Annotated in this window: 24 protein-coding genes and 1 tRNA gene; 6 read left to right on the top strand and 19 right to left on the bottom strand. The window is 57.4% G+C overall.

The genetic code is table 11. From position 1 onward, the window contains the following. Positions 1-34: 34 nt before the first annotated feature. The 11 genes from JQ848_RS06860 to dapA all read right to left on the bottom strand — a co-directional run bounded on the left by JQ848_RS06860 (position 35) and on the right by dapA (position 12,148). A complete protein-coding gene (locus tag JQ848_RS06860) occupies positions 35-526 on the bottom strand; it encodes a CS1 type fimbrial major subunit (RefSeq protein ID WP_161718297.1) in 492 nt (163 codons plus the stop codon). Positions 527-577: 51 nt separating this feature from the next. Then, entirely contained in the window at positions 578-1,327 is a 750-nt protein-coding gene (locus JQ848_RS06855; RefSeq protein WP_202210385.1) for a molecular chaperone, read from the bottom strand. A 1,074-nt stretch (positions 1,328-2,401) separates the two neighbouring features. Then, positions 2,402-2,491 (bottom strand) — tRNA-Ser (locus tag JQ848_RS06850). A 195-nt stretch (positions 2,492-2,686) separates the two neighbouring features. Beyond that, positions 2,687-3,898: a hypothetical protein gene (locus JQ848_RS06845; protein WP_161720076.1), complete on the bottom strand. Its 1,212-nt coding sequence runs from the start codon at positions 3,896-3,898 to the stop codon at positions 2,687-2,689. Next, positions 3,895-4,638 carry a fimbrial biogenesis chaperone gene (locus JQ848_RS06840; protein WP_202211250.1) on the bottom strand — a complete coding sequence of 248 codons (744 nt, stop codon included), beginning with the start codon at positions 4,636-4,638 and terminating at the stop codon, positions 3,895-3,897. The genes JQ848_RS06845 and JQ848_RS06840 overlap by 4 nt, the downstream gene beginning before the upstream one ends. Before the next feature lie 146 nt (positions 4,639-4,784). After that, a complete protein-coding gene (locus JQ848_RS06835) occupies positions 4,785-7,295 on the bottom strand; it encodes a TcfC E-set like domain-containing protein (protein ID WP_235972417.1) in 2,511 nt (836 codons plus the stop codon). Between the two features lie 154 nt (positions 7,296-7,449). Further along, positions 7,450-7,935, bottom strand: coding sequence for a CS1 type fimbrial major subunit (locus JQ848_RS06830; protein ID WP_202210384.1), 486 nt, complete (start codon positions 7,933-7,935; stop codon positions 7,450-7,452). 696 nt (positions 7,936-8,631) lie between these two features. After that, positions 8,632-9,345 carry a phosphoribosylaminoimidazolesuccinocarboxamide synthase gene (purC, locus tag JQ848_RS06825; RefSeq protein WP_003446678.1) on the bottom strand — a complete coding sequence of 238 codons (714 nt, stop codon included), beginning with the start codon at positions 9,343-9,345 and terminating at the stop codon, positions 8,632-8,634. 28 nt (positions 9,346-9,373) lie between these two features. Further along, on the bottom strand, positions 9,374-10,132 hold the full coding sequence (locus JQ848_RS06820) for an MBL fold metallo-hydrolase (protein ID WP_003446676.1): 759 nt from the start codon (positions 10,130-10,132) through the stop codon (positions 9,374-9,376). 4 nt (positions 10,133-10,136) lie between these two features. Next, a complete protein-coding gene (bamC, locus tag JQ848_RS06815) occupies positions 10,137-11,252 on the bottom strand; it encodes an outer membrane protein assembly factor BamC (protein WP_003446674.1) in 1,116 nt (371 codons plus the stop codon). 17 nt (positions 11,253-11,269) lie between these two features. Beyond that, on the bottom strand, positions 11,270-12,148 hold the full coding sequence (dapA, locus tag JQ848_RS06810; RefSeq protein WP_003446672.1) for a 4-hydroxy-tetrahydrodipicolinate synthase: 879 nt from the start codon (positions 12,146-12,148) through the stop codon (positions 11,270-11,272). Between the two features lie 326 nt (positions 12,149-12,474). Between dapA and JQ848_RS06805 the strand changes: the two genes are divergently transcribed. Continuing rightward, positions 12,475-13,035, top strand: a complete 561-nt coding sequence (locus JQ848_RS06805) for a glycine cleavage system transcriptional repressor (RefSeq protein ID WP_003446670.1) — start codon at positions 12,475-12,477, stop codon at positions 13,033-13,035. A gap of 13 nt (positions 13,036-13,048) precedes the next feature. Beyond that, positions 13,049-13,522, top strand: coding sequence for a peroxiredoxin (locus JQ848_RS06800; protein WP_003446668.1), 474 nt, complete (start codon positions 13,049-13,051; stop codon positions 13,520-13,522). A gap of 77 nt (positions 13,523-13,599) precedes the next feature. On the opposite strand, the gene queF is transcribed toward JQ848_RS06800, so the two are convergent. Both queF and copI read right to left on the bottom strand, forming a co-directional pair. Further along, positions 13,600-14,430 carry an NADPH-dependent 7-cyano-7-deazaguanine reductase QueF gene (gene queF / locus JQ848_RS06795; protein ID WP_202210383.1) on the bottom strand — a complete coding sequence of 277 codons (831 nt, stop codon included), beginning with the start codon at positions 14,428-14,430 and terminating at the stop codon, positions 13,600-13,602. A gap of 81 nt (positions 14,431-14,511) precedes the next feature. Then, positions 14,512-15,024, bottom strand: coding sequence for a copper-resistant cuproprotein CopI (copI, locus tag JQ848_RS06790; protein WP_202210382.1), 513 nt, complete (start codon positions 15,022-15,024; stop codon positions 14,512-14,514). A 149-nt stretch (positions 15,025-15,173) separates the two neighbouring features. Between copI and JQ848_RS06785 the strand changes: the two genes are divergently transcribed. Next, positions 15,174-15,854 carry a heavy metal response regulator transcription factor gene (locus JQ848_RS06785; protein ID WP_003446663.1) on the top strand — a complete coding sequence of 227 codons (681 nt, stop codon included), beginning with the start codon at positions 15,174-15,176 and terminating at the stop codon, positions 15,852-15,854. Beyond that, positions 15,854-17,221, top strand: coding sequence for a heavy metal sensor histidine kinase (locus tag JQ848_RS06780; RefSeq protein WP_328821703.1), 1,368 nt, complete (start codon positions 15,854-15,856; stop codon positions 17,219-17,221). Before JQ848_RS06785 ends, JQ848_RS06780 begins: the two co-directional genes overlap by 1 nt. 211 nt (positions 17,222-17,432) lie before the next feature. On the opposite strand, the gene JQ848_RS06775 is transcribed toward JQ848_RS06780, so the two are convergent. The 5 genes from JQ848_RS06775 to JQ848_RS06755 all read right to left on the bottom strand — a co-directional run bounded on the left by JQ848_RS06775 (position 17,433) and on the right by JQ848_RS06755 (position 22,267). Then, positions 17,433-18,266 carry an IS3 family transposase gene (locus tag JQ848_RS06775; protein WP_202210380.1) on the bottom strand — a complete coding sequence of 278 codons (834 nt, stop codon included), beginning with the start codon at positions 18,264-18,266 and terminating at the stop codon, positions 17,433-17,435. Further along, positions 18,263-18,559, bottom strand: a complete 297-nt coding sequence (locus JQ848_RS06770) for a transposase (RefSeq protein WP_010656393.1) — start codon at positions 18,557-18,559, stop codon at positions 18,263-18,265. Before JQ848_RS06770 ends, JQ848_RS06775 begins: the two co-directional genes overlap by 4 nt. 461 nt (positions 18,560-19,020) lie before the next feature. Further along, positions 19,021-20,265: a lipoprotein-releasing ABC transporter permease subunit gene (locus JQ848_RS06765; RefSeq protein WP_060781737.1), complete on the bottom strand. Its 1,245-nt coding sequence runs from the start codon at positions 20,263-20,265 to the stop codon at positions 19,021-19,023. Positions 20,266-20,325: 60 nt separating this feature from the next. Continuing rightward, on the bottom strand, positions 20,326-21,009 hold the full coding sequence (gene lolD, locus JQ848_RS06760; protein WP_165439647.1) for a lipoprotein-releasing ABC transporter ATP-binding protein LolD: 684 nt from the start codon (positions 21,007-21,009) through the stop codon (positions 20,326-20,328). A gap of 7 nt (positions 21,010-21,016) precedes the next feature. After that, positions 21,017-22,267, bottom strand: coding sequence for a lipoprotein-releasing ABC transporter permease subunit (locus tag JQ848_RS06755; protein ID WP_003446647.1), 1,251 nt, complete (start codon positions 22,265-22,267; stop codon positions 21,017-21,019). Between the two features lie 94 nt (positions 22,268-22,361). Between JQ848_RS06755 and JQ848_RS06750 the strand changes: the two genes are divergently transcribed. Together JQ848_RS06750 and JQ848_RS06745 are read left to right on the top strand one after the other, a co-directional pair. Beyond that, positions 22,362-22,946 carry a PilZ domain-containing protein gene (locus JQ848_RS06750; protein WP_003446645.1) on the top strand — a complete coding sequence of 195 codons (585 nt, stop codon included), beginning with the start codon at positions 22,362-22,364 and terminating at the stop codon, positions 22,944-22,946. Between the two features lie 31 nt (positions 22,947-22,977). Further along, positions 22,978-23,700, top strand: coding sequence for a glycerophosphodiester phosphodiesterase (locus JQ848_RS06745; protein ID WP_003446642.1), 723 nt, complete (start codon positions 22,978-22,980; stop codon positions 23,698-23,700). Positions 23,701-23,742: 42 nt separating this feature from the next. On the opposite strand, the gene sthA is transcribed toward JQ848_RS06745, so the two are convergent. Then, entirely contained in the window at positions 23,743-25,137 is a 1,395-nt protein-coding gene (gene sthA / locus JQ848_RS06740) for a Si-specific NAD(P)(+) transhydrogenase (protein ID WP_003446640.1), read from the bottom strand. Positions 25,138-25,406 lie beyond the last annotated feature (269 nt).

Raw genomic sequence — 25,406 nt, 5'->3', positions numbered from 1 at the left:
AGCTTTATTCAATAACCTTTACAGCCTTTATCTATTACGGAGCAGCAGGAGCAGACTCAAACATCATGTGCACAGCACCTGCGTAGCTACCCTCTTTATAACCAGTAGCCGGTTCGATGGCGCTGATTTGAACTTCCTTGATTGCACCCGCGGTAGCTTCTGCAGCGGTAGCCACGTCAACAGCAGCGGCTGAACCCACCTTCAAAGCCACACCACCCACCTTGACTTCCATATCAATAACTTCGCTTGCGTCCAACAATTTTGGTTCAAAAACCAGATAGGACTTAACCGCAGTAGTACCACCTTTAATGTTCAGCGGACCGCCCACAGTTTTGAAGTCTTTTACGTTATGGTCGTAGGCCATATTCAAATCAGACGTGGACCACCCGGTATTATCCCAGACAGCAAGGCCCGTTGCCGAAGGCACAATAGCCTTGACGTTCAGATCAAAGGGAACAGCTGCAGCAAAGGCAGCACTGGAAGAAGCCAACAAGGTGGCAGCAAACAACGAACGGATCTTCATCATTACATCTCTCTCGGTAGTAAAGTCCCTGCACGGAACAAAAGGTTATTGCATTTACTTGAAACCCAAGCGAACCGGTTTTTCCTGGATCCCTTCGATAAGTTTGAATTCGTAAGTGTGCTGCTCAGACTTGCTAAAGGTTTGACTGCTCTGTGGCAATAAATGAATTTGCCGACCCGGCTGACAGTCTTTGCCTTTGGCGCCGCACGCCTTGAAGCCGTCCAGCACAATGGTGCTATTACCGTTATTACGCACGGTATAGCCGTCCGCCCCTTCCTTAATATCCGTTGCAAAATGTGCCTTGGACGGATGCACTACAACGATAGTGCCGTAACCGGTCATGATACTGACGCCGGCAGACATTTCTTTCTTATACTGATCACGCTCTTCTGTAGACAGCGAAAAGTCATCGGACTTGTCCGGCATGGCCGGAACAAAGCGCACCCGGTAATACTTCTCATGGGTGCGATCACCGGAATAAAGCAGGCGCGCCGACTGTTGACTGTTCGCCGGAATGATCAACCGCGCCGGACTGGCTACCAGACCATCTTTATCTTCACCCAGACGGGTATTCTCAACAGGCTGCTCAACCGGCTTTCTATCAGCATCGTAGACAATCTCACTGATCTCTACTCTGACAAATGCCGTGGCATCACCACTGTTACGAACACGCTTGAGAAAGGTGCCTTTATCGGAATTAATAAAATCAAACAATGAACCTACATTAATATTTGGGGCCGCCGCCTGCACCGACGACAACGAAAAACCCGCACAACATACTAAAGCCAGCATTACCTTTTTCATCGATTTCTCACTAATTAACTCACCAACTAAACAACCCGGGTTTATGCCCGACTCAAATAATCAACATCGTTATACGACAGCAACTCTTGGCCGAAAAAAAACTCAGGCCGCCCCAGGTTGTCGTTTTTTTATTATTAGTTTGAGAATCACTAAAACTGACAAGTCGCGTTAAACATTCAATCAGCAGCCACTTAATGTTACCTGTTGTAACTGCGCTGTTGACGAGGGCGAATCTTATAGACGTCCATCACTCCGAAAAATCGGAAAACTCCTAGAAACTGAAAAAAACCCAATAAAATAGGATGCTGAAACAATTCATCCTGCCAACACCTCTAGACCAGCCTGCAGCGCCGTAGTAGACGCCTCATTGCCCGGGCTACGCATGACAAGACACACATCGCCAGCAAGCTGGCTCCTACAGAGAGCAGGGTTCATTTAGGACTTTGCCTGCTTGACCGCAGGGGCCACGGGGTTGCTTGGCGGATCGCAGTGTTGCCATCGCCAGCAAGCTGGCTCCTACAGGTAAGCGGAGCGGGTTCAGGTCGGGCTTTGTCTGTTTGACCGCAGGGGCCACGGGGGTGCTTGGCGAACCGCAGTGTTGCCATCGCCAGCAAGCTGGCTCCTACAGGTATGGGGGGCGGGTTCAGTTCGGGGTTTGTCTGTTTGACCGCAGGGACCACGGGGTTGCTTGGCGGATCGCAGTGTTGCCATCGCCAGCAAGCTGGCTCCTACAGATAAGGGGGCGGGTTCAGGTCGGGCTTTGTCTGATTGACCGCAGGGGTCACGGGGTTGCTTGGCGGAACGTAGTGTTGCCATCGCCAGCAAGCTGGCTCCTACAGGTACGGGGGGGGCGAGTTCAGGTCGGGCTTTGTCTGATTGACCGCAAGGGCCACGGGGTTGCAGCGCTGCCATCGCCAGCAAGCTGGCTCCTACAGATAAGGGCCAGGGGCTGGGTTCAGGCACCGCCAGCACGCTTGCCCCTACTGTGGGAGCCGGCTTGCCGGCGATTCCCGGGCACAACGAAAAAGCCCCTGAAATGCTTGACCATTTCAGGGGCTTCGTCTTGTTCAATAATGGCGGAGAGATAGGGATTCGAACCCTAGGTACTGTCGCCAGTACAACGGATTTCGAATCCGTCCCATTCGGCCACTCTGGCATCTCTCCAACGGCGCGCATCATAACAGCGGTTTATCTTTCTGGCAAAGCCTTATTTCAAAAAAATGCCTGCTATCAATTACTTGCACGCCTTTGGAGCTCAAAACCCTGCGCCACCAATTTCTTCACGGGCCTGGATAAAGTCGCCCAGCCCCTGATGGAAGCGCGCCTTGTTGATTTTACTGGCAGCAGCCTTGCCAGAACCTAAGGGATGTCACCATCCCAGATCACTGTTACATCGCCTTTGTACCGGCTCCCGGCATGTACGATCATCTTCTCCACCCCGTCGCGATCAATTGCAAAATCAAGACTGCCCCTGGCGTTATCCATGTACTGGGTGACATCAATGACAGTCGGTGTGCTGCTGCTCAGTGGAAGGTCTTTAACAGCCCCCCCGGCCAGATGGGTGGAAAAACCCGGGGGCAACGTAACGCGAGTATCTACCGCCACTTGATGACCCACTTCATTTTCCAGTGCGCACTGATTACCAACGGAATATTGACACTGGAGCAGCATTTTGAATGGCATGGATGACCAGAGTGAAAAATTTTGCACTGCCGACAATTTATCCGGGCGCCGACCACGCTCCAACCATTGCTGCCAGCCACCTTGAGGTACCAGTGCTAAATGTTGCGAGCCCGCAGGAAATGCCACCTGCAGTACATGAGAAACTTCAAGTATAAAATTCAAGGTCAGGCGGTCATCATCAGGCAACATGACGTCACCGAAGTCCAAATCACCTCCGGGACCTACCGAAAGATCAAGTTGCCCCCGATATACCCCTGACTTCATTGAAAGAGGGTTTGGGGTGATGAGCTGATATATGAAAGTGAAATTTTCGTAGCGGAAATCTTCCAGATCAAACCTGGATATTCTCCCGCAGTTGGCTGGCGGGCCAACGCCCCAGAAAAAGCTATAGAAGGTAGTCGACAGCCTGGAATAGCCAGTACCCGAGCATCCTCCAGCACCCGCATACAACCACGAGCCCCCCACCCAAATGTCAGCGTGCCCGCCCCCGCTTATGACACCAACACTTTTATTGAACTGGAGGCGCGCTCCAGCCCCGACTATCTGGAATCCCAGCTGCTGGGTTTGGCCATCCGCAGATACAATGGTTACATTCTTGATCTCTGTTGGCATTTTAAACAAGGCTGACTGGCGCAAATCCGCGGCATTGGCCTTTATGTCAGCGGGCAGGGTTTTAATTTTCGGGGCAAGACTATGACGCCCGGCAGCACATGCAATATTTAAACAATGCCCCGTGTCGGGTGTTGTATTAATGAATTTAGTGTTACCCGGATTTCTTGGGTCCGGGGTGAAGACTGCCGTAATATCGATCGATTCTGCCCAACTGAAAGTGGAATTCAGCACCAGCGCCAGCACGCAGGAAAACCTGGCTATCGCGAGCATCTTCATGGCTTCACATCCACTTTTTTCGAGGCACCACCCTCTATCAAGTTATACGAATATGTTCGCCCGGGTTCTTTGTTGAACGCAAAGTATTTCCCGGGCCGTACATGAATCTTGCGGGTGGCCTTGCAGTCAGTGGCCTGGCTCATCGAGCAGTCTTTGAACCCATCCAGTTCTATGGTGCTGTTTCCCGCATTCTCAACGCGGTATTCAATAGCGCTGTTGTGGACCCGGGTAGTGAACCGGGTATTTTCCGGCCTGACGAAAAACACAGAGCCGTAACCGGTCAGTATATTAACGCCGGCCGACATCGAGTCCTTATAGGCTTTGCGCTCCACCTCGGGCACCGCAAACTGGTCTTCCTTTTCAGGAACGACCGGAACAAATCGCACACGATAGTAACGCTCGACATCCCGATTCCCCAGATAGAGCAGCCGGGTACCTTGCATCCCCTTGCCAGGGATAATCAGTCGCGCCGGGCTCGCCACCAAACCTTTGCGCTCTGCGCTCAAGGGCCCTTGGTTGTCCAGCGCGGTTTCAGTCGCCTTGCCGTCGGCATCAAAGGTCATTTCGTAAATATTGACTCGCACAAAGGCCGTGCTGTCACCGACGTTATTGATGCGCTTGAGATACGAGCTCTTGTCGGAGGCCATATAGTCATAGATGGTGCCGATGTTGATACTGGGCCCTGCCTGGACCGTCGACGCAAACAGGCCCAGGCCCAGCAGGTATAAAAATTTGTGCACGAAGGAGATCCTCGGTAAAAAGCCGGCGACCATCAGCGCTTTGATAAACAAAATGTCACCGCCGGCGTTCAACATTTGAATGTGAAGCCGCTTCAGATTGTGGCAGCGGCCTTGGATTTATGAGGTCTGGTCCAGTGGTTTTGGCGTCAGTTGTGCGCCAGTTTCCCGGCCATCGAGTCCTCGACACAGCGCAGGTCGCCAGCCATCAAAACATCGCCTTCGAGCTTCAGAACCTTGGGGTCAAGATCAAACCGGCACAGCACACGCTCGCCACGAACGATTTCAAGGGTCGGGGTGTCAGCACTGAACTCCATGGAGAAGAACCCGTCTACCTCGGTTACGCCACGGCTGGCGTGGTTGATTACGTGATGTCCTTTCAGTGGCAGGCCATCAGCATCTACCACACGGCCTAACAGGGTCAGGGTATTGATGACGCTGACGCGCTGGTATGCCACGCCGCCTTTGTTCAAGTGATAGCGGGCGCGGGCAGGCCGAATGGTTGCCGCTGGCGCGTCGACGCCAAGGAAGTCGAGCTGGACTACGCCGTCGCGATAAGCACTGACAGGAATCACGTTGCGGCCCGGGCGCAGAATCGTACCGCTGCCACTCAGGTCGTCAGCCCGCAGCTCCAGATCGTTAATATCCGACTCCACATCGATAATCATGCTGGCCTGATTGCCCGCCTGCTGGCCGCTCAAGGCAATGTTGCCGGCCCCCACTACCAGGCTGCTCGTCAGGTTCAGGCTGCCCGACACTCCCCGGCTGTAAGACGAGCGCTGCACTTGCACATCGCCAGAGGCATAGCGACCTTCAAACTGCGCACTGCCGGCCAGCCCGACACCATAAGTGTCGGTCTGCACGGAGCCGCGGATACTGCGCACCGCGCCCGTTTCAAAGTTTTGCTGATAGCCGAGGGAGGCATTGCGATCTGTATCACCGCTACGCGAAGCGCGGGAGCCGACACTGGCGGTCATACGCTTGCTGGCTTCTCCAAGCGCCATGTTGAAGCTCAGATCGAAACCGCGATTACGCTGATTGCCGCTACTGACAGCAGCAGCCCGGTCAAATACAGAGAACCGCCAGTTAATGTCATTGGCGAACAATTGAGTCGTACGCATCCATCCCAGGTCCAGGCTAATGCCGCTTATCTGGCCTTCGCTATGGGATATTCGGGCGTTAACACTGTTATGCCCTTGCAGGCGGTGGCTGATACTCAGCGCCGAATTGCTGACGTTGCCGTTATAGGGGGAGCGTTGACGCACCCGGCTGCCGTCAAGGAGGGTTTCCCACGTGTTGCGCGTGTCCAGCCAGCTACGATTGTGGCTGGCAACGACACTGCCTGAACTGTAACTGTGCAGCGCTTGCACCTCCATTCCCGTGCCGTGGTCCTGGCTGCGATACACACTGGTGTACAGACTCGTGCGGCTTGCCAGGCCGAGATCCAGAGAAGTGCCGAGTTGATTCTGCCCTTTGGTCTGGCGTGCCGAAACACCGACCACTGCCCGAGGGTGTAACAGATAGTTGACCGCAGTACCGACGGTGGTGTCGCCATCTTCCTGCTTGTCCCAGTTGCTCAGCAGCCTGGTCTCTCGACCAAAAAACACGTTATAGCGCCAGCGCTGGTTGGTATTGCTCCAATTGCTGGGCTTGTACACCAACTCATCGCTCGTGGAGGTGACTATGCCGTCTTCGATAAGTCTGACTTCAATATCGTAGATGCCGCCTGGCAGAGGGCGCGTATCAAGGGCCTGCAGACCTGGCGCAACTTGCTGACTGTTGATCAGAACGCCATTACGGTAAATTTCTACGGTTGCTTCACGATTGGCAGTCACAAAAACCGGGTAGACAGAAGGTTGCAGTCCACCTTTGGCCAGACTGTCGGAACTGCCCAGCATGACGCCCAGGGTTGTGTCGGGGCTGTTACCAAATGTACGCGGCTGACGGCTGAGACCCACCGACTCCGGGGTGAAGTACCCCAGGCGCAGAAAGTTGTCGCGCCACTCCCTTTGGCTATGCAGTTCGTACACTGAGTGCATCAGCTGGTTTTCGTCCCCCCCCATCTTGCTAAGCTGGCCTCTGACAGTCTGGGTCCAGTTGCCCAGGCTTGAGACGGCCCCTAGTCCCAGGTGCGCAGCGAGATCCTGGCCCTGCCCGCCAGACAGGTTCAACTGATTACTCAGCATCAACCCCCTGCTACCGCCCTGGGGTTGGGCGTAGTGTTCGGATTCGATGGTTTTGCGCTCGGTTTTGCCGGTAAGTATCGAGACTTCTGAGTTGTTGAGGCTGTAATGCACTGCCAACAGATCTTCTGCACACTGACTTGCACAGGGACCCAGTACGACACCTTGCTGTAACAGCAGTTGCCAGACTTCACGTTCGGCCGGACCAATGTCGCTGTCACGGGTATCCGTAAACTCGATAAGCGTCATGCGCTCGTCCCGGCTTAGAACCACCATGGCCTCACCCAGAACTTGATTATCAAGCATTACCCGGACGGCCAATGGCACGTCAAAGAAATGCTCGTGAAACTCTTTAGGCAACCCGTCTGCCTGAACCAGCAAAGTGGTATAACTAGGTGTTGCTGCGATGGAAGCCTGGCAAAAACTTGCAGCACTTGCAAAGGCAATAGCCAATGACAAATCAGTATACCGACTCACTCCGTAACACCTTGCTTATAGCGGCAAAAAAAACTCCGACATGCGCTGCACACGATGTCGGAGAGAGTCAATCAGTCGCTTACTGCCCGCACCGGTACTGGCCGATTACGTGATCGCGCAACAAGCCATACAACCGATGCTCAACAACTTGAACTTAGATGACGGCATCAAAAGACAATTGGACATTGCCCAGATAGCTACCCGACTCATAGCCGGTTGCCGGCCTGGTCGGTATAATTTCCAGATTCACTACTTTTACAGTAGCTGCTTCGGCTGCGGTGAGTACCGTCTGGGCGGTAGTGGTCAACGACTTGCCGTTGAACTTGACATCCAGAACAACATTATTGGCACCCGCAGCCAAGTAAGCCGGGGCCAACAGTTGTGCACTGATTGAGCCTGCAGAATGAACAGCGTCAAATGTTTTAACCAATGAAGCCATTTCTTGAGTGTTTATATTGTAAGAGAGCGCCTGAGTCTCGCCGATCCAGCTGCTGTCACTTGGCAATACATAAAAATCTGCTGTCGGAACGAAGGAAGACAACTGAACCGTATGATTGATCGGTGCAGCATGGGCCTGAACACTCAATACCCCGACAGCAAGTACAAAGGGCGTCAGAATAGTTTTCTTGAAAAGGGACATAGAGACTTCCGAGCCGAGGCGTGTTTCGCCTTAGATTACTTAAAAAATACTTAATATTCGTGCCCCGACCGGCCCAACCAAGCATGTCGCGCAACGAGTGGTAACCTTAGCGAAACATTCCTAATCGTTATATCGGAATACTCCTAATACCCCTGATATTCCTAATGCCTTTAGTCCACCTAAAAGTATTGATACTTCTTCTGGTGTAAAAATAAACCTGCGTTTTGATAAATCGCGGGAAGCTAGAAGTTATTGCAGGATATACCTGCGCTCAGCAGATCGCTGATGGGGCAGCACGTCTCAACGAATCGACTGACAGCCTTTATGCGAACGCAGGAGGACACAGCAAGGGGAGGACTTCGACGCCTGAGAGCAGAGCTCGGCGAGTCACTGAAGAGAGATATCGGGTCGTCAGATTGATGCGCATTGAAGATCTGCGCTCCACGACAGGAAGTACGGAGGCAAACCAGCCTGTGCCTGGCGCGGATGATACGCCAGTAGCCTGCACTGCCTTTTGGCTTGTGATTGCGGTTGCGGTTGCGGTTGCGATTTGTGTCCGGAACAGCGGTTGGATTGCATTGCCAGGCGACGGCGTACCTGGCGTACGCCGCGCCTCTAACCGACAGCTTGCGCTGTCGGCGTGAGGCTCTGGCAGAGGCGGTTGCGCGAACCCGCCTCCAGGCGCTTTATGACCGCTTAAAGCGGGACGCCGAGGCGCTGTGCAACTTCTTCGTAGGCTTCGATCACGTCGCCCAGACCCTGACGGAAGCGGTCCTTGTCCATCTTCTTGCCGGTGGCCTTGTCCCACAGACGGCAGCCGTCCGGGCTGAATTCGTCACCCAGCACGATGCTGCCGTCGTGGAATACGCCGAACTCGAGCTTGAAGTCCACCAGCAGCAGGCCGGCGTCATCGAACAGCTTGTTCAGCACTTCGTTGACCTTGAGCGACAGTTCTTTCATGCGCACCAGTTGCTCGGCAGTGCCCCAACCGAACGCCACGACGTGGGATTCGTTGATGAACGGGTCGCCCTTGGCGTCGTCCTTGAGGAACAGCTCAAAGGTGTAAGGGTTGAGCTTCATGCCCTCTTCCACACCCAGACGCTTGACCAGACTGCCGGCCGCGTAGTTACGCACAACGCACTCGACCGGGATCATGTCGAGTTTTTTCACCAGGCATTCGTTATCGCCCAGCAGTTTGTCGAATTGGGTCGGCACGCCGGCTTCTTCGAGTTTCTGCATGATGAAGGCGTTGAACTTGTTGTTCACCATGCCTTTGCGGTCCAGCTGTTCGATGCGCTTGCCGTCGAACGCTGAGGTGTCGTTGCGAAACAACAGGATCAAGCGGTTGGCGTCGTCAGTTGTGTAAACCGATTTCGCTTTACCGCGATAGAGTTCTTCACGTTTTTCCATGATGGGCTCCGCATGCTAAGTAGGTGGGCTAGGCGATTGTGCGCCAGTCGAGCCCTGAATCTTGATCGGCCAGTTGCAGCCAGTCCGGGTCGCACCCGAGGGTGTCGACAAAACATTGCCGGGCCAGCTGCGGCAGGTTGTTCTTGCTGCTGAGGTGGGCCAGTACCAGGTGTTGCAGGTGTTTCCAGCCCAACTCGGCCACCAGGCTTGCGGCCTGGTGGTTGTTCAAATGTCCTTCCTGACCACCTACCCGTTGTTTGAGAAACCAGGGGTAGTGACCACGGGCGAGCAGGTCGCGGCAATGGTTGGCCTCGATCATCAACGCGTCCAGGCCGCGATAGCTGTCCAGTACGCCATCGCAGTACGAACCCAGGTCGGTCAGCAGGCCGAAACGCCGCTTGCCGTCACTGAATACGTATTGGGTGGGTTCCTGGGCATCATGGGCAACCAGGGTCACGCTGATGGTCAAGGCACCGATCTGCAACGTTTCGCCACCTGCCACGAAGCCGGCAGGTTCAAGCGGCTTGCGCATCCCGCGCTGGGTACCACGACTCATGTACACCGGCACATTGTAGCGCCGGGACAGCATCCCCACGCCATGCACATGATCAGCATGTTCGTGGGTGACCAGAATCGCGCTCAGCTGGTGCGGGCTGATACCCAGACGCACCAGGCGGCGTTCGGTTTCCCGCAACGAGAAACCGCAATCCACCAGTACACAGGTGCTGTCGCTGGCTACCAGCGTGCCATTCCCTTGGCTACCACTACCGAGAACGGCAAAACGCACAGGATCAGCCCAGGTTGTCTTGAATAACGCCCAACACTTTGCGCGCCACTTCTGGCGGTGCAACCTTGTTGATGTTTTCTTCGACAGTCACCTGAACGCTGTCCCCGACCTTGCTCAGGCGAACCTGATAGCGCTGGGCGCGGGCTTCCACTTCTTCCTTGGCCGGTTTGCTGCCGAAAAGGCTGGAGAAGAAACCGGGTTTCTCGTCCTTCTTCTCGGCTTTTTCGGCCAGGTTGATGTAGTACAGGCCCAAGGTGCGGTTGATATCTTCAACCCGCCACTCGCCCTGTTCAAGTGCGCGACCTACGCCGGACCAGGCACGATCGAGGTCTTCGGTCAGGCTCAATACCGGGTTGCCACTGCCGTCTTCGCTCAGGCTGACGCGGGTCGGGGTGTCAAAATCACGTGCTGCGAGCAACGAAACCGAACCGCCCTTCTCGGCGCTGCGGCTCATGCTGATGAGCATTTCGTCCACCAGTGCCGCGTCCAGGCCGGTATTGACCGAACGCTGGCCGAAATCGACGTTGGCGGTGCTGCCGGCTGGACGATTGGCGCTCACCACATAAATTTCGCTGGTGTTGCGCTGTACGCCCGGCTCGATGCGGACCCGCACGCGGGTTTCGCTGTCAGCTGCCAGGCCACTGGTGCCGAGGTGGCGAGCCATTGGCGCGGACAGTTCGTCAGCGCGCTGCCAGGTGGTGGTGAACTCGCCGGTTTGCGGGCGCTGCTCATCGATACGGAAGCCGTTGTCCTGGAAGAACTGCATCGCTACCGGCCAGACTTCTGACGGTACGTGCTGCGCCATCACCCAACGGCTGTCGCCGCTTCTTTGCAGGGTGTAGTCGCTGGCACCGGCAACTGTCGCCAGCGGCAATGGCCGCGGAACCTCGAACTCGCCCTTGACGGTGTCATCGGGCACGTTGCTCGGGATCGGCAACAGCGGCACAAGGCGCTTGTCAGTCACTACACCTGGCGGCAGTTTCATTGGAGCGGTTTGTTGCGCCTCCAGATAGTCGCTGCCACGGTCCCGGAAGTACCCGTCTGGACCCCACAGCCAACCGCAGCCGCTGGTGCTCGAAATAATCACGGCTAGTGCGGAAAGTCCGGCCAATCGCTTCATGCGTAATGCTTCCTCAATTAAACCAAAACACCGGACTGGCGCAGGGCCTGACGCAGCGGTTCGTGGCAGGGTGCGCTGAGCCAGGTGAGCGGCAGACGGATACCGTCCGGCATCAAGCCCATTTCATGCAGCGCCCATTTCACGGGGATAGGGTTGGATTCGATAAACAGGGTTTTATTGAGCGGCATCAGCTTTTCGTGAATCGCGCGGGCGGTGACGGCGTCACCACGCATCGCAGCGGCGCACAGTTCGCTCATGGCACGCGGGGCGACGTTGGCGGTCACCGAGATATTGCCCTTGCCGCCAAGCAGGATCAGCTCGACTGCGGTGGCGTCATCACCGGAGTACACCAGGAAGTCATCGCTGACACCGGCCAGGATGGCAGTGACGCGCGACAGGTCGCCGGTGGCTTCCTTGATGCCGATGATGTTCGGCACGCTCGACAGGCGCACAACCGTGGCCGGCAGCATGTCGCAGGCGGTACGGCCCGGCACGTTGTAGAGGATCTGCGGGATGTCGACCGCTTCGGCGATGGCCTTGAAGTGCTGGTACAGCCCTTCCTGGGTCGGCTTGTTGTAATACGGTGTGACCAGCAGGCACGCATCGGCGCCGGCAGCCTTGGCATTGGTGGTCAGCTCGATCGCTTCACGCGTCGAGTTGGCGCCCGTGCCGGCAATGACCGGGATACGTCCTGCCACCTGTTTGACCACGTGACGAATCACTTCAATGTGTTCGTTCACATCGAGCGTTGCCGATTCACCTGTAGTGCCAACGGCAACAATGGCGTTGGTGCCCTCTTGCAGGTGAAAGTCCACCAGTTTGCGCAGTGCGTCCCAGTCCAGACGGCCTTGTGCATCCATAGGTGTGACCAGTGCCACCATACTGCCCGCAATCATGCAACCGCTCCTGCCGGAAAAAGAGAGCCGTAATGGTACTGGCGCCATGACCCTTGCACAAGCAACAGCGCGCCCGATGAGCATTCCCCTTGGCGCTGCTTTTCGCTACCCTTCAGCCTTTGATTGGTACTGATGAGTGCGCAAGGCTGTTTCACAGGTCTTTATCCAGCGCCAAAAGCCCGCCCCAAACACCGCCAGGAGCGGTTTGCAGAGCCTGCAGACTGTCTACGACGGCGTATTGGCAGGGTTCAGGCATTTGTTGAGAGCCTGCTAGTCGCGACGCATTCATCCACCGTACTGACCGCTCATCGCTTTAGGAAGGTTGCATGTCCACCCCCACAGTCCGCGAACAATTCCTTGTCATCAGTGCCCTTGGCGCCAACCCAATGGAGCTGACTAACGTCCTGTGCCGCGCCAGCCATGAAAATCGCTGCGCCGTCGTGACCTCCCGCCTCACTCGCCACGGCGAATGCAGCGCACTGGTTCTGGAAATCACTGGCAGCTGGGATGCCCTGGCCCGCCTTGAAGCCGGCTTGCCCGCACTGGCCAAAAAACACGCGTTCAGCGTCAATGTGGTGCGCAGTGCCGCCCTTGAGACCCGCCCGCAGGCGCTGCCGTACGTGGCCTATGTCAGCTCGGCCTACCGCTCGGACATCATCAACGAGCTGTGCCAGTTCTTCATGGACCACAACGTCGAACTTGAAAACCTGACCTGCGACACCTATCAGGCGCCGCAAACCGGCGGCACCATGCTCAACGCAACTTTCACCGTGACCTTGCCGGCCGGTATCCAGATCAGCTGGTTGCGCGATCAGTTCCTGGACTTCGCCGACGCGCTGAACCTCGATGCGCTGATCGAACCCTGGCGCCCACAAAACCCAATGTAAGGAAGCTCCCCCCATGGCCGTTGCAATTGACCAACCCGTAGGCGACTTCCAGATCCCGGCTACCAGTGAGCAAACCGTCAGTCTGGCGGCACTCAAGGGCAAGCAGGTGGTGATTTACTTTTACCCCAAGGACAGCACGCCGGGCTGCACCACTGAAGGCCAGGGCTTTCGTGACCACTACGCCGAATTCCAGGCGGCCAACACCGAAGTGTTTGGCGTGTCGCGCGACAGCCTCAAGTCCCATGAGAACTTCAAGGCCAAGCAGGGTTTTCCGTTCGAATTGCTGAGCGACAAGGACGAAGCCCTGTGCCAGCTGTTTGACGTGATCAAGCTGAAGAAGCTGTACGGCAAGGAATACCTGGGCGTGGACCGCAGCACATTCCTGATCGACAAGAACGGCGTGTTGCGTCACGAATGGCGCGGCGTGAAAGTGCCGGGCCATGTTGAAGCGGTGCTGGAACAGGCCAGGGCGCTGAACCAGGCCTGATACTCCCGCTGCAGGAGCGAGCTTGCCTCGCGATCTTTTAAAAGATCAAAAGCTCGCCCCTGCAGGGTCACAGGACTTTACTGACGTACCAGCCGCAGGTTCTGGAGTTCGACCGCTTCGGTACTGCGGTACGGGTTGATATCCAGCCCGCCACGACGCACATAGCGCGCATACACGGTCAATTTTTCCGGCTTGAGCAAACGCTGCAGGTCGAGAAAAATCCGCTCCACGCATTGCTCATGGAAATCCGAGTGCTGACGGAAGCTCACCAGATACGCCAGCAAACTGGCGTGATCCAGTGCCGCTCCACGGTACTCCACCACCACTGTGCCCCAGTCAGGCTGACTGGTGACCGGGCAGTTGGATTTGAGCAGGTGGCTGTAGACGCTTTCTTCGATCACCCGCGTCTCATCGCACTTGAGCAATTCAGGTCGCGGCTGCTGGTAATCGCTGACACTGATGTCCAGATCATCGATACACAGACCGGGCAAAACCCCGGTGCCATCTGCCTGAACCTCATCCAGGCTACGCACGCGCACGCCGACGGGCTTGCCGGATGCAGCTGACAAATCTGCCTGCAACGTCTGCACCAGGCTTGGTGTATCGGCGAAAACGCTCTGATTGAGCGAGTTCAGGTACAGCTTGAAAGACTTGGACTCGACGATGTTCGGCGAATCGGCGGCAAAGCAGAACTCGCCAATGGCCACCACCGGCTTGCCTGACGGCAACAACCATGAGAGCTCGAAGCAATTCCAGAAGTCCACCCCGACATACGGCAGGGTCTCGGCGCTGAGCCCCAGCTCGGCCCATTTCGCCGCACGCGGGATAGGGAACAGCAAGGACGGGGTGTAGGTACTGATGTATTCACTGGACTTGCCCAGCGGCGAATGTTCGGCTGCGGGATGCATGACAAAAACCTGGCTAGAAAAACCCGGCAATTCTATCGGGTTTACGCCAGGCTTTCAGCGCCAGCAGACGATCAGGGCTGATTAAGGCTCAACTTTGACCTTGCCGACCATTCCGGCCTGGTAGTGACCGGGCACATTGCAGGCAAACTCCAGGTTGTCGGAGCGACTGAAGGTCCAGGTCAGCTCGGCAGTTTTACCCGGCCCGACCAACACACTGTTGGGGTCGTCGTGCTGCATGCCCATGGCGCCGTGGTCCATGCCGGCGTGACTCATCCCGGTCGGCGTGAGCATGCCGCTTTGCTGCATTTCGAGCATTTCTTTCTGGTGCGCCCCGTGCATGGCTGCATTGCCCAGGTTGAATTCGTGCAACAACTGCCCTTTATTGACCAGTACAAAACGCACGGTCTCCCCTGCTTTCACGTCCAGTGTTGTGGGAGTGAAGGCAATATCGGTCATATCCACTTGCACGGTGCGCGTGGCACTGGCGGCCGGGGCCGGCTGACCAAAATCAAAATGGCCGGCAGGCGCTGCCAGCACCGGCACGCTCAACATCAATAAACAACCCGCGAGGGCCAAACGGTTACGCACAGTCATACTGACTCCCGGGAATGTACAAATTTTCAACGACTTTAGAACTGCGCCGCTGGCATTCAACTGACCGTAAGATTACAACTTTGTCAGCTTGCCCCTGCCCGCCCAAGGCCAATGTATAAGGCTGAGGATATTTTTGTGATGAGCCACCGATGAAATTGCTGATAGTCGAAGACCAGGCCAAAACCGGCCAGTACCTGCGCCAGGGCTTGAGCGAAGCCGGGTTTACCACCGAACTGGCCGCTGACGGCATCACCGGCCAGCACCTGGCCCTGACCGGCGATTACTCATTGCTGATTCTCGATGTAATGCTCCCGGGCCGTGACGGCTGGCAAATACTGCAAGCGGTGCGCAGTGCGGGGCTGGACATGCCGGTGCTGTTCCTGACCGCCCGCGACGCCGTCGAAGACCGCGTGCACGGCCTGGAACTGGGGGCAGACGATTATCTGGTCAAGCCCTTCGCCTTTTCCGAGTTGCTGGCCCGGGTGCGCAGCTTGCTGCGCCGCGGCAGCAGCACCACGCAAGAGACCCACCTGCAACTGGCCGACCTGCGCCTGGACCTGATCCGGCGCCGGGTTGAGCGCAATGGCCAGCGCATCGACCTCACCGCCAAAGAGTTCGCCCTACTGGAATTGCTGATGCGACGCCAGGGAGAAGTACTGCCCAAGTCCCTGATCGCCTCACAAGTGTGGGACATGAATTTCGACAGCGACACCAACGTTATCGAAGTCGCGATACGCCGCCTGCGCCTGAAAATCGATGACAGCCATGAACACAAACTGATCCACACCGTGCGCGGCATGGGTTACGTGCTGGAAGAGCGTGCTCCGTGATCCGTCGCCTGTCCCTGAGCAGCCGCCTGGCCCTGCTGTTTGCCGGCTGCACGGCGGTGGTTTCACTGTTTGCCGGGGTGCTGTTCGGGCGCGCCAGCGAGGTACATTTCGTCGAACTCGACCAACAGCTGATGGAAAGCCGCCTCACCGTGCTGCGCGACACCCTGCAAGGCGCCGACACCCTGGAAAGTTTCACCCGGCGCCTGCCCGCCCTGCTCCTGCACCTCAACCAGCAACCAGACCTGACGGTGCGGGTGCGCGGCCCGGACGGGCACCTGTGGTTTGACAGCGCGCCAAGTTTGCCGGAACAGCTTGCTGTGCGCCCCGGCCTTGGCAGCCTGCAAATCAACGGCATTGATTACCGGGTTCTGAACCCCATTCCTGACACACAAAACGCACCGCGCCTGACACTGCTGCTGGACATCACCCACCATCAACACTTCCTGCAGCGCATGCAGCACCTGATCTGGATGACGGTCGGCCTCTCGGCGCTGGCTACCGCCATTCTGGGGGCCTGGGCTGCCCGTAGCGGCCTGCGCCCGTTGCGGCGCATGAGCGCGATTGCAGCCAGCGTCTCGGCCGACTCCCTCAACGCACGGCTGCCCCAGCAGCAGATGCCCGCCGAGCTGGCAGAACTGGCCAGCGCCTTCAACGCCATGCTGGAACGGCTGGATGATTCATTTCAGCGACTGTCTGCGTTCTCCGCCGATATTGCCCATGAACTGCGGACCCCGCTGTCGAACCTGCTGACCCATACCCAGGTCACCCTGACCCGGCCCCGGGGCATCGATGAGTACCGCGAGGCCCTGCACAGCAACCTCGAAGAACTGCAGTGGATGGCACAACTGGTCAACGACATGCTGTATCTGGCCAAGGCTGACCATGGCCTGCTCACTCCGCGCCGCGAGCCGCTGGATCTGGGCCGCGAGGTGGACGCTTTACTGGAGTTTTACGCACTGCTGGCCGAGGACTCGCAAATAGCCTTGACCCGCGAAGGAAACGGACAGATTGCAGGCGATCGCAGCATGTTGCGCCGCGCGCTGTCCAACCTGCTGGATAACGCCTTGCGTTACACGCCGGGGGGTGGAGCCATCAAGGTGCTCATCGAAGAAACGGCGAGCCACGTGCGCATCAGCATCGAAAACACCGGAGCTGGGATCGCTGCCGAGTTGCTGCCACGCCTGTTTGATCGCTTCTACCGGGCCGATCCGGCACGGCGCGAAGGCAGCAGCGAGCATGCGGGGCTGGGGCTGGCCATCACCCAGTCAATCATTCGCGCCCATGGCGGGCAGATCAGGTGTGAAGCCCAGGAAGGCGTGACACGGTTTGTGCTTGAACTGCCCACTATCAAGGCCGTGAGCACCTGACGCCTCCTGTAGGAGCGAGCTTTTCAACACGCAGGAAGAGCTCGCGAGCAAGCTCGCTCCTACAGGTCAGGTCAAGGGCGGTCAGGAGTAGCGCAGCCCATGGGCCGGCTGGATTTTCGCCGCGCGATACGTGCTGGAAATTGAGCGGCCGTATGTACTGTAGGAGCGAGCTTGTAGTGGTCCAGTTTTTTTGGACCATTGCGTAGGAGTATTAAGCCGCCATTTCCTCAAAAGTAACTGGCGGCAGGTTATTCGAGGCGGAGTGACAACGCCGGTGGTTGTAATGGGCAATAAAATCCATCACGTCCCGCTCTGCCTCGAAATGATTCTGGTAGCCGTTTTCCGGTGACCAATCGTGCTTCTGTGATCTGAAGTAGCGCTCAACGACGGCATTATCCCAGCAATTACCGCGTCGGCTCATACTCTGCACAATGTTCTTTTCAGCCAAATATTTTACGAAACGCTCAGCGGTGTACTGGCAGCCCTGGTCCGAGTGGAAAACCAGCTCAGAAGTAGGACGGCGTATGCCCACAGCCAGCTGCAACGCCTTAAGTGAAAGCTCCGTATCCGCCGTTCTCGAAAACGCCCAGCCTACAATCCTGCGCGAGAAAAGATCCATGACAACCGCCAAATACAGCCAGCTCCCACCGACCCTGATGTAAGTAATATCTCCTGCCCAAAAAGTGTTCGGGGCCGCGGGATTAAAGCGACGGGCCAGGATATTAGGTGCGATGTTGGAGGGCTTGGTCATTCGCCGATAGTGGGCGTAACGTGCGCGCCGCCTGACCAGCCCGAGGGTTTTCATCAGGCCACGCATTCGATGACGCCCCACTTTCATCCCCTGTTTCTTCAGCGCTTTGCTAAAACCCCTACTACCCAAAGCACCACGATGCTCTTTATGCAGTTGGCGAATTTTCTTCTCCAACTGACGCTCAACTCCGCGCGGTCGCTTGGGATGACGTTGCGCGTAATAGCTGCTGCGAGGGACACCGAAAAGACAGCACAGGTGTCGTACCGACATCGCGCCTTTGGTGCCCTCGATCATTTTATTCGGCTGAAAAGCACCTTTAGATGAGAGGGCAACTGCTTTTTTAAGACGTCATTCTCTGCCTCCAGCAGCGCTAATCTGGCCTGAAGCGAATCAATCAGATCTTGATCCTGCGGGCGGGTGGTTTGCGAGGCTCCTACATGCTCCTTGTGCCATCGGGAAACCCACCGCCGCAAAGCCGTCGGTCCCACGCCGGTTTGTTCGCACGCCTTTGGCACGGAGTAATTCATTTCCACGACCAAGCGAATGGCCTCGGCTTTTTCTTCGGCAGTTACGACCCGAAATCCCATGGTGAATCCTTAAGTTGATACTCCTACATGATGGTCCATAAATATTGAGCCACAACAGCTTGTCTCGCGAGCTTTTCAGCACTCAGAAAGAGCTCGCGAGCAAGCTCGCTCCTACAGGTCAGGCTAAGGGCGGTCAGGAGTAGCGCAGCCCATGGGCCGGCTGGATTTTCGCCGCGCGATACGGCTGGAAATTGAACGGCCGTACGTACTGTAGGAGCGAGCTTGCTCGCGAGCTTTTCAGCACTCAGGAAGAGCTCGCGAGACAAGCTCGCTCCTACAGGTCAGGCTAAGGGCGGTCAGGAGTAGCGCAGCCCATGGGCCGGCTGGATTTCCGTCGCGCGATACGTGCTAGAAATTGAGCGGCCGTATGTACTGTAGGAGCGAGCTTGTCTCGCGAGCTTTTCAGCACTCAGGAAGAGCTCGCGAGACAAGCTCGCTCCTACAGGTCAGGTCAAGGACGGTCAGGAGTAGCGCAGCGCGTGGGCCGGCTGGATTTTCGCTGCGCGGTACGCAGGGTACAGCGTCGCCAGAAAACTCAGCAAAAAGCCTGCACCGCAGATCAACGCCACATCGCCACCTTGCAGCTCTGATGGCAGGTTGCTGACGAAGTACACGTCGGAGCTGAATATGTGCTGCCCGGAAACCCGTTCCATCCAGCCCACCAGCTCGCTGACATTCAGCGCCGCAATCACCCCCAATACGCCGCCAATCAAGGTACCGACAATACCGATCACCGTGCCCTGGACCATGAAAATGGCCATGATCTGACGCGGCGTGGCGCCGATGGTGCGCAAGATGGCGATGTCGGCCCCCTTGTCGTTCACCACCATGATCAAGGTGGCGATGATGTTGAACGCAGCCACGGCCACAATCATCAGCAACAACAGGCCGATCATGGTTTTTTCCATCTTCATGGCGCTGAACAGGCTGCCCTGGGTGTGGGTCCAGTCATCCGCCCGGTAGCCGTCGCCCAGGCTGGCCGCCACCTGCTTCGACACCTGGGGCGCCGCGTACAGATCCTTGACCGCCAGGCGCACGCTTTGCACCTGATTCGGCTGCCAGTGCTGCATGGCAGCGGCATCGGCAACGTGGATCAGGCCCATGGAGCCATCCAGCTCGGCCCCGACCTTGAAGATACCGACCACATTCAAGCGCTGCAGGCGCGGGGTAATTCCCCCCGGTGCGGTGCTGGCCTCGGGGACGATCAAGGTGATTCTGTCACCGATACCCAGGCGAAACCGTCGTGCGGTAATGTCACCCAGCACCACGCCAAACTCGCCGGGCTTCAGGTCTTCTAGCCGGCCCTGCACGATGTGCTGGGCAACGATCGAAACCTGGCCTTCCAGCGCCGGATCAACCCCGCTGACCTGAATCGGCTGCATCGAGCCCTTGTAGGACAACATGCCATCCATCTCGGTAAACGGCACAGCGGCCGTGACCTCGGGATTCTTCATCGCCGCTTCGGCCACCGGGCGCCAGTCATCAATGGGCTTTACGCCGACGATGGTCGCGTGGGGCACCATACCGAGAATGCGGTTGCTCATTTCACGCTGAAAACCGTTCATCACCGACAACACCACAATCATCGCCAGTACGCCCAGGGCGAGACCGATCATCGAAGTCATGGAGATAAACGAAACAAATCGGTTGCGGCGCTTGGCACGGGTATAGCGCGTGCCGATAAAAATCGATAACGGTCTGAACATTCGCGGGCACCGTATAAAAATAAAAGACCCGGCGCCGGAATACGGCGCCGGGCTTGGCGATTACATCGCGCTCAGACGACCTTCCTGAAGGTGCAATACGCGATCCATCTGGCGGGCCAGGTTCATGTCATGGGTCACCACCAGGAACGCTGTGCGCATCGAGGTGCTGAGCTCCAGCATCAAGTCCTGAATGCCCTGGGCGGTGTGCGAATCGAGGTTGCCGGTAGGCTCGTCGAGCATCACCAGCCCCGGGTTGTTCACCAGTGCGCGGGCAATCGCCACGCGCTGGCGCTCGCCACCCGACAGTTCTGCCGGCTTGTGCTCCAGGCGATGGCCCAGGCCAACCCGGGTCAGCAACGCAGTTGCACGCTCACGCGCCTCGGGGATCGGGGTTTTACCGATCAGCAATGGCATGCAGACGTTTTCCAGCGCGGTGAATTCGGCCAGCAGGTGGTGAAACTGGTAAACGAAGCCCAGCGAGCGATTACGCAACAGGCCGCGGGCCTTTTCGCCCAGTGCCGACAGCTCTTCGCCTGCCAGCCACACGCTGCCCGAAGACGGGGTATCGAGGCCGCCGAGCAAATTGAGCAAGGTACTTTTGCCCGAACCCGAGGTCCCGACAATCGCCACGCGCTCGCCCGGGTGCAGTTCCAGCTGCAGGCCCGACAACACCACCACCGACTCCGGGCCTTCCTCGTAGCTCTTGCCCAGGTCGCGGCAACTCAACACTGCTTGTTCTTTCATGCCCAACTCACTCATAACGAAGCGCCTGCGCAGGCTGGGTGCGCGCAGCACGCCAGGCCGGGTACAAGGTCGCGAGGAAACTCAGAACCAATGCCGCGCCACACACCATCAACACATCCTGCGCCTGCAATTGCGACGGCAGGTAGTCGATAAAGTACACGTCGGCGTTGAGAAACTTGTGCCCGATCAAGCCTTCAAGGGCCGAGATCGCAGCACTCACATTGAGTGCCGCCAACATGCCGAGCACGGCGCCGATGGCGGTCCCGACCACACCGATAACGGTGCCCTGGACCATAAAGATGGCCATGATGGTGCCGGGCGTGGCGCCCAGGGTGCGCAAAATAGCGATGTCGCCTTTCTTGTCATTGACCACCATCACCAGGGTGGAAATGATGTTGAAGGCGGCCACGGCGACAATCAGCAGCAACAGCAAACCGATCATGGCTTTTTCCATGCGGATTGCCTGATACAGATTGCCATGGGTGCGGGTCCAGTCGCGGGCGTAATACTGGCTCTCGCCCAGCTGCTGGGCGATTTCCCATGCCGTACGCGGCGCCTGGAACAGATCGTCAAACTTGAGACGCAACCCCTGTACCTGATCAGGCTTCCAGCGTTGCAAACGCGCCAGATCCTGCAGGTTGGTCACGCCCAGGTAGCCGTCAATTTCACCCGCGCCGACATGGAAAATGCCCTGCACGGTGAAACGCTTCATGCGTGGAAACATCCCGGCCGGGGTCACGGTGACTTCCGGCGCAACAAAGGTCAGCTTGTCACCGATGGCAACCCCGAGCTTCCTGGCCGCCTTGTCACCAATGATAATGCCGAAGCTGCCCGGGGTCAGCGAGTCGAGCTGTCCTTCGAGCATGAACTTGTCAATGATCGAAACCTTGCGTTCCTGCACCGGATCGATGGCATTGAGCATTACTTTCTGCACATTGCCGTCATGGGTCAGCAGCCCCTGCATCTGGGTGAACGGCGCTACCGCCTCCACCTTGGGGTTCTGCCGGACTTTGGCGGCCAGGCTTTGCCAGTCGCTGATCGGTTGATCACCAACGATGGTCGCGTGGGGCACCATGCCCAGCACGCGGGTGCGCATCTCATGATCGAAGCCGTTCATCACCGAGAGCACCACAATCATTACGACCACGCCGAGGGCGAGTCCGATCATTGAAGTCAGAGAAATGAACGACACAAAATGATTGCGGCGCTTTGCACGGGTATAACGCGTGCCGATAAATACGAAGAGAGGTCTGAACATGTCGGGGCTTGTTCGAGGGAAAAGAAGACGTCCTTGTGGCGGGGCCTGATAAGCAGCTTTACACTCAGACCACAGCCGCCATCACGGGTTCGCCATGTCGACATTAAATGACGCAGATCGCCGCGAATACTACCGTATCGAAGATCTGATCGCACTGGAAATAACCCCGTTAAGGGCCTCCGAAGCCGCTACCAGCGAAGTGTTGCAAGATGCGTCTCCACTGTTCAATTTACTCAGTGAGCTGCACCTTAGCGAATTCGAGTCCCAGCACCTGCTGCGCCAGATCAGCGAGCGCGACCGCACTGTTTCCAGCTACCTGAAAACCCTTAACAAACGCGTCGATCTGCTGAGCCAGATCGTGGCGCAAACCGTGCTGGGCCAAATCGGCGAGCTACAGCCGGTGACGCTGTCCGAAGGCGGAATCGAGTTTCATCACCCGCACCCCTACCCGACCGACAGCCACCTTGCAGTCAAACTGGTACTGATGCCACAAGCCCTTGGGCTGCTGCTGCGGGCCCGCGTCGTGCGATGCCTGGCGCAGGACGGCGGCTACAGCATCGACACCGAATTTGAATCCCTTAACGACACCCAACGTCAGTTGTTAGCGCGCCACATTTTGCAAAAACAGGCACAGGCACGCCGCCTGGCCCGCGAACAACACGAATCCGCGCCCGAATGAATACTCAGGCGCTACCTACCAAGGAGCAATTGTGACTCTGATTTACGGCCATCGCGGCGCCAAAGGCGAAGCACCTGAAAACACTCTTGCCAGCTTTGAGCAATGTCTCAAACACGGCGTACGTCGCTGCGAACTTGATCTGCACCTGTCCAAAGACGGCGAGCTGATGGTGATCCACGACTCGACCCTCAAGCGCACCACCGACCGCCGCGGCAAGGTCAGTGAACATACCGCAGCGGATCTGGCGACCTATGACGCGCGCAAAGGCGGCCCCGGCTGGATGCAGCCATGCCCGATCCCGCGTCTTGAAGAGCTGTTCGAGAAATGCAACTTCGAGCACTGGCAGCTGGAAGTCAAAAGCGCATCCCGCACCCGGGCTGCAAGCACGGTACTGGCCATTCGTGAAATGGCGGTGCGCCACGGCATCATGGACAAGGTCACCGTCACCTCAAGCTCCCGTGAGGTGCTCAAGGCCGCGCTGGAGCTGACCCCGGACCTGTCCCGCGGACTGGTAGCCGAATACGCCTGGCTCGACCCGATCAAGGTCGCGCAAGGTTATGGCTGTGACATGCTGGCGCTGAACTGGACGCTATGCACCCCCGAGCGCCTTGAGAAAGCACAACAGCAGGGTTTGCATGTATCGGTGTGGACGGTCAACGAGCCTGCACTAATGCGCAGGCTCGCCGACTTCGGCGTAGATAGCCTGATTACAGACTTTCCCGGTTTGGCCACTGCCACCCTCGGGAAAAGCTGAAATCGGTCTCCCCGGCCGGCTCAGGCCACCGGCCGGAGCCGCTCAAAAAAGCCGGTTAAGGCCATCGTAAGCGGCTACCCGATAGGCTTCGGCCATGGTCGGGTAGTTGAACGTGGTATTGACGAAATACTTCAGGGTATTGAGCTCGCCCGGCTGGTTCATGATCGCCTGACCGATGTGCACGATCTCGGATGCCTGGTAGCCAAAGCAGTGAACGCCCAGCACTTGCAGGGTTTCACGGTGGAACAGGATTTTCAGCATGCCCTGGGGCTCGCCGGCAATCTGTGCCCGCGCCATGCTCTTGAAGAACGCCTTGCCCACTTCATACGGCACTTTGGCCTGGGTCAGCTCCTGCTCGTTCTTGCCGATCGAGCTGATCTCCGGAATCGTGTAAATACCGGTTGGCACGTCGTTCACGAAACGCCAGCTGCCGTTATCCACAATACTGCCAGCGGCGGAGCGGCCCTGGTCATGGGCAGCACTGGCCAGGCTTGGCCAGCCAATCACGTCACCGGCACCATAGATATTGGGCACTGTGGTGCGATAGTTTTCATCGACACTGATCTGGCCGCGGCCATTGACCTTGATCCCGATGTTTTCCAGACCCAGCTGATCGGTGTTGCCGGTACGCCCGTTGCACCAGAGCAAGGCATCTGCCTTGATCTTTTTGCCGGACTTGAGGTGCAGAATCACGCCGTTTTCGACGCCTTCAACCCGCTCGTATTCTTCGTTGTGGCGAACCGTGATGTTGTTGTTGCTGAAGTGGTAGCTCAGCGCCTGCGAGATCTCGGAGTCGAGGAAACTGAGCAATTGCTCACGGTTGTCCACCAGCTCGATCAATACCCCCAGACCGCTGAAGATCGACGCGTATTCGCAGCCGATCACCCCGGCGCCGTAAACAATCAGCTTACGCGGGGTATGTCCCAGGCTGAGAATGGTGTCGCTATCGTAGATACGCGAGTGAGAGAAATCGATATCGGCCGGGCGATACGGACGCGAGCCGGTGGCGATAATGATTTGCTTGGCCATCAGGGTTTCGACGACACCGTTGCTGCACACCACTTCAATGGTTTGCTCATCGGTGAAGCTGCCGGTACCGAAGAACAGGTCTACGCGATTGCGCGCATAGAAGCCGGTACGCGATGCCACTTGTTTGGAGATGACTTTTTCGGCGCTTTTCAGTACGTCCGGAAACGAGAACCAGCGCGGCTCACCAATGGCCCGGAACATCGGGTTGGTGTTGAACTGCATGATCTGGCGAACCGAGTGACGCAAGGCTTTGGAAGGGATAGTGCCCAAGTGCGTGCAGTTGCCGCCCACCTGGCGCCGGCTATCGACCATCGCCACTTTGCGTCCCGCTTTTGCGGCGTTCATTGCCGCACCTTCTCCCGCCGGGCCGGAACCCAGTACCACTACGTCGTAGTTGTAGACAGCCATGCGTACTCCTCAGAACAGGCCGCGGCCCCCATTTGGGCACCTGCGGCTAAATCATGTCGCGGCCAGCGGCATGAAGGATCAAAACGTGGGGCACAGTCTATAGAAGCCTGAAGGCCACGAACATTAACCCTTGGTCTGGTCGAAAACTATTTTTGTCCGCGGCGCATCGTTCAGACGCGCGCACCCCCTGCAAGAGCTAGCCTGCTCGCGGGCTCTTCAAGATCAAATGCTCGCGAGCAAGCTCGCTCCTGCACAGATCTTCGTCATGC

This window comes from Pseudomonas paraversuta (assembly GCF_904067025.1).
GTDB classification, from domain to species: Bacteria; Pseudomonadota; Gammaproteobacteria; order Pseudomonadales; family Pseudomonadaceae; genus Aquipseudomonas; species Aquipseudomonas paraversuta.
Note: the sequence above shows the minus strand (reverse complement) of the source record. Positions and strands in the feature narration are given on the sequence as shown.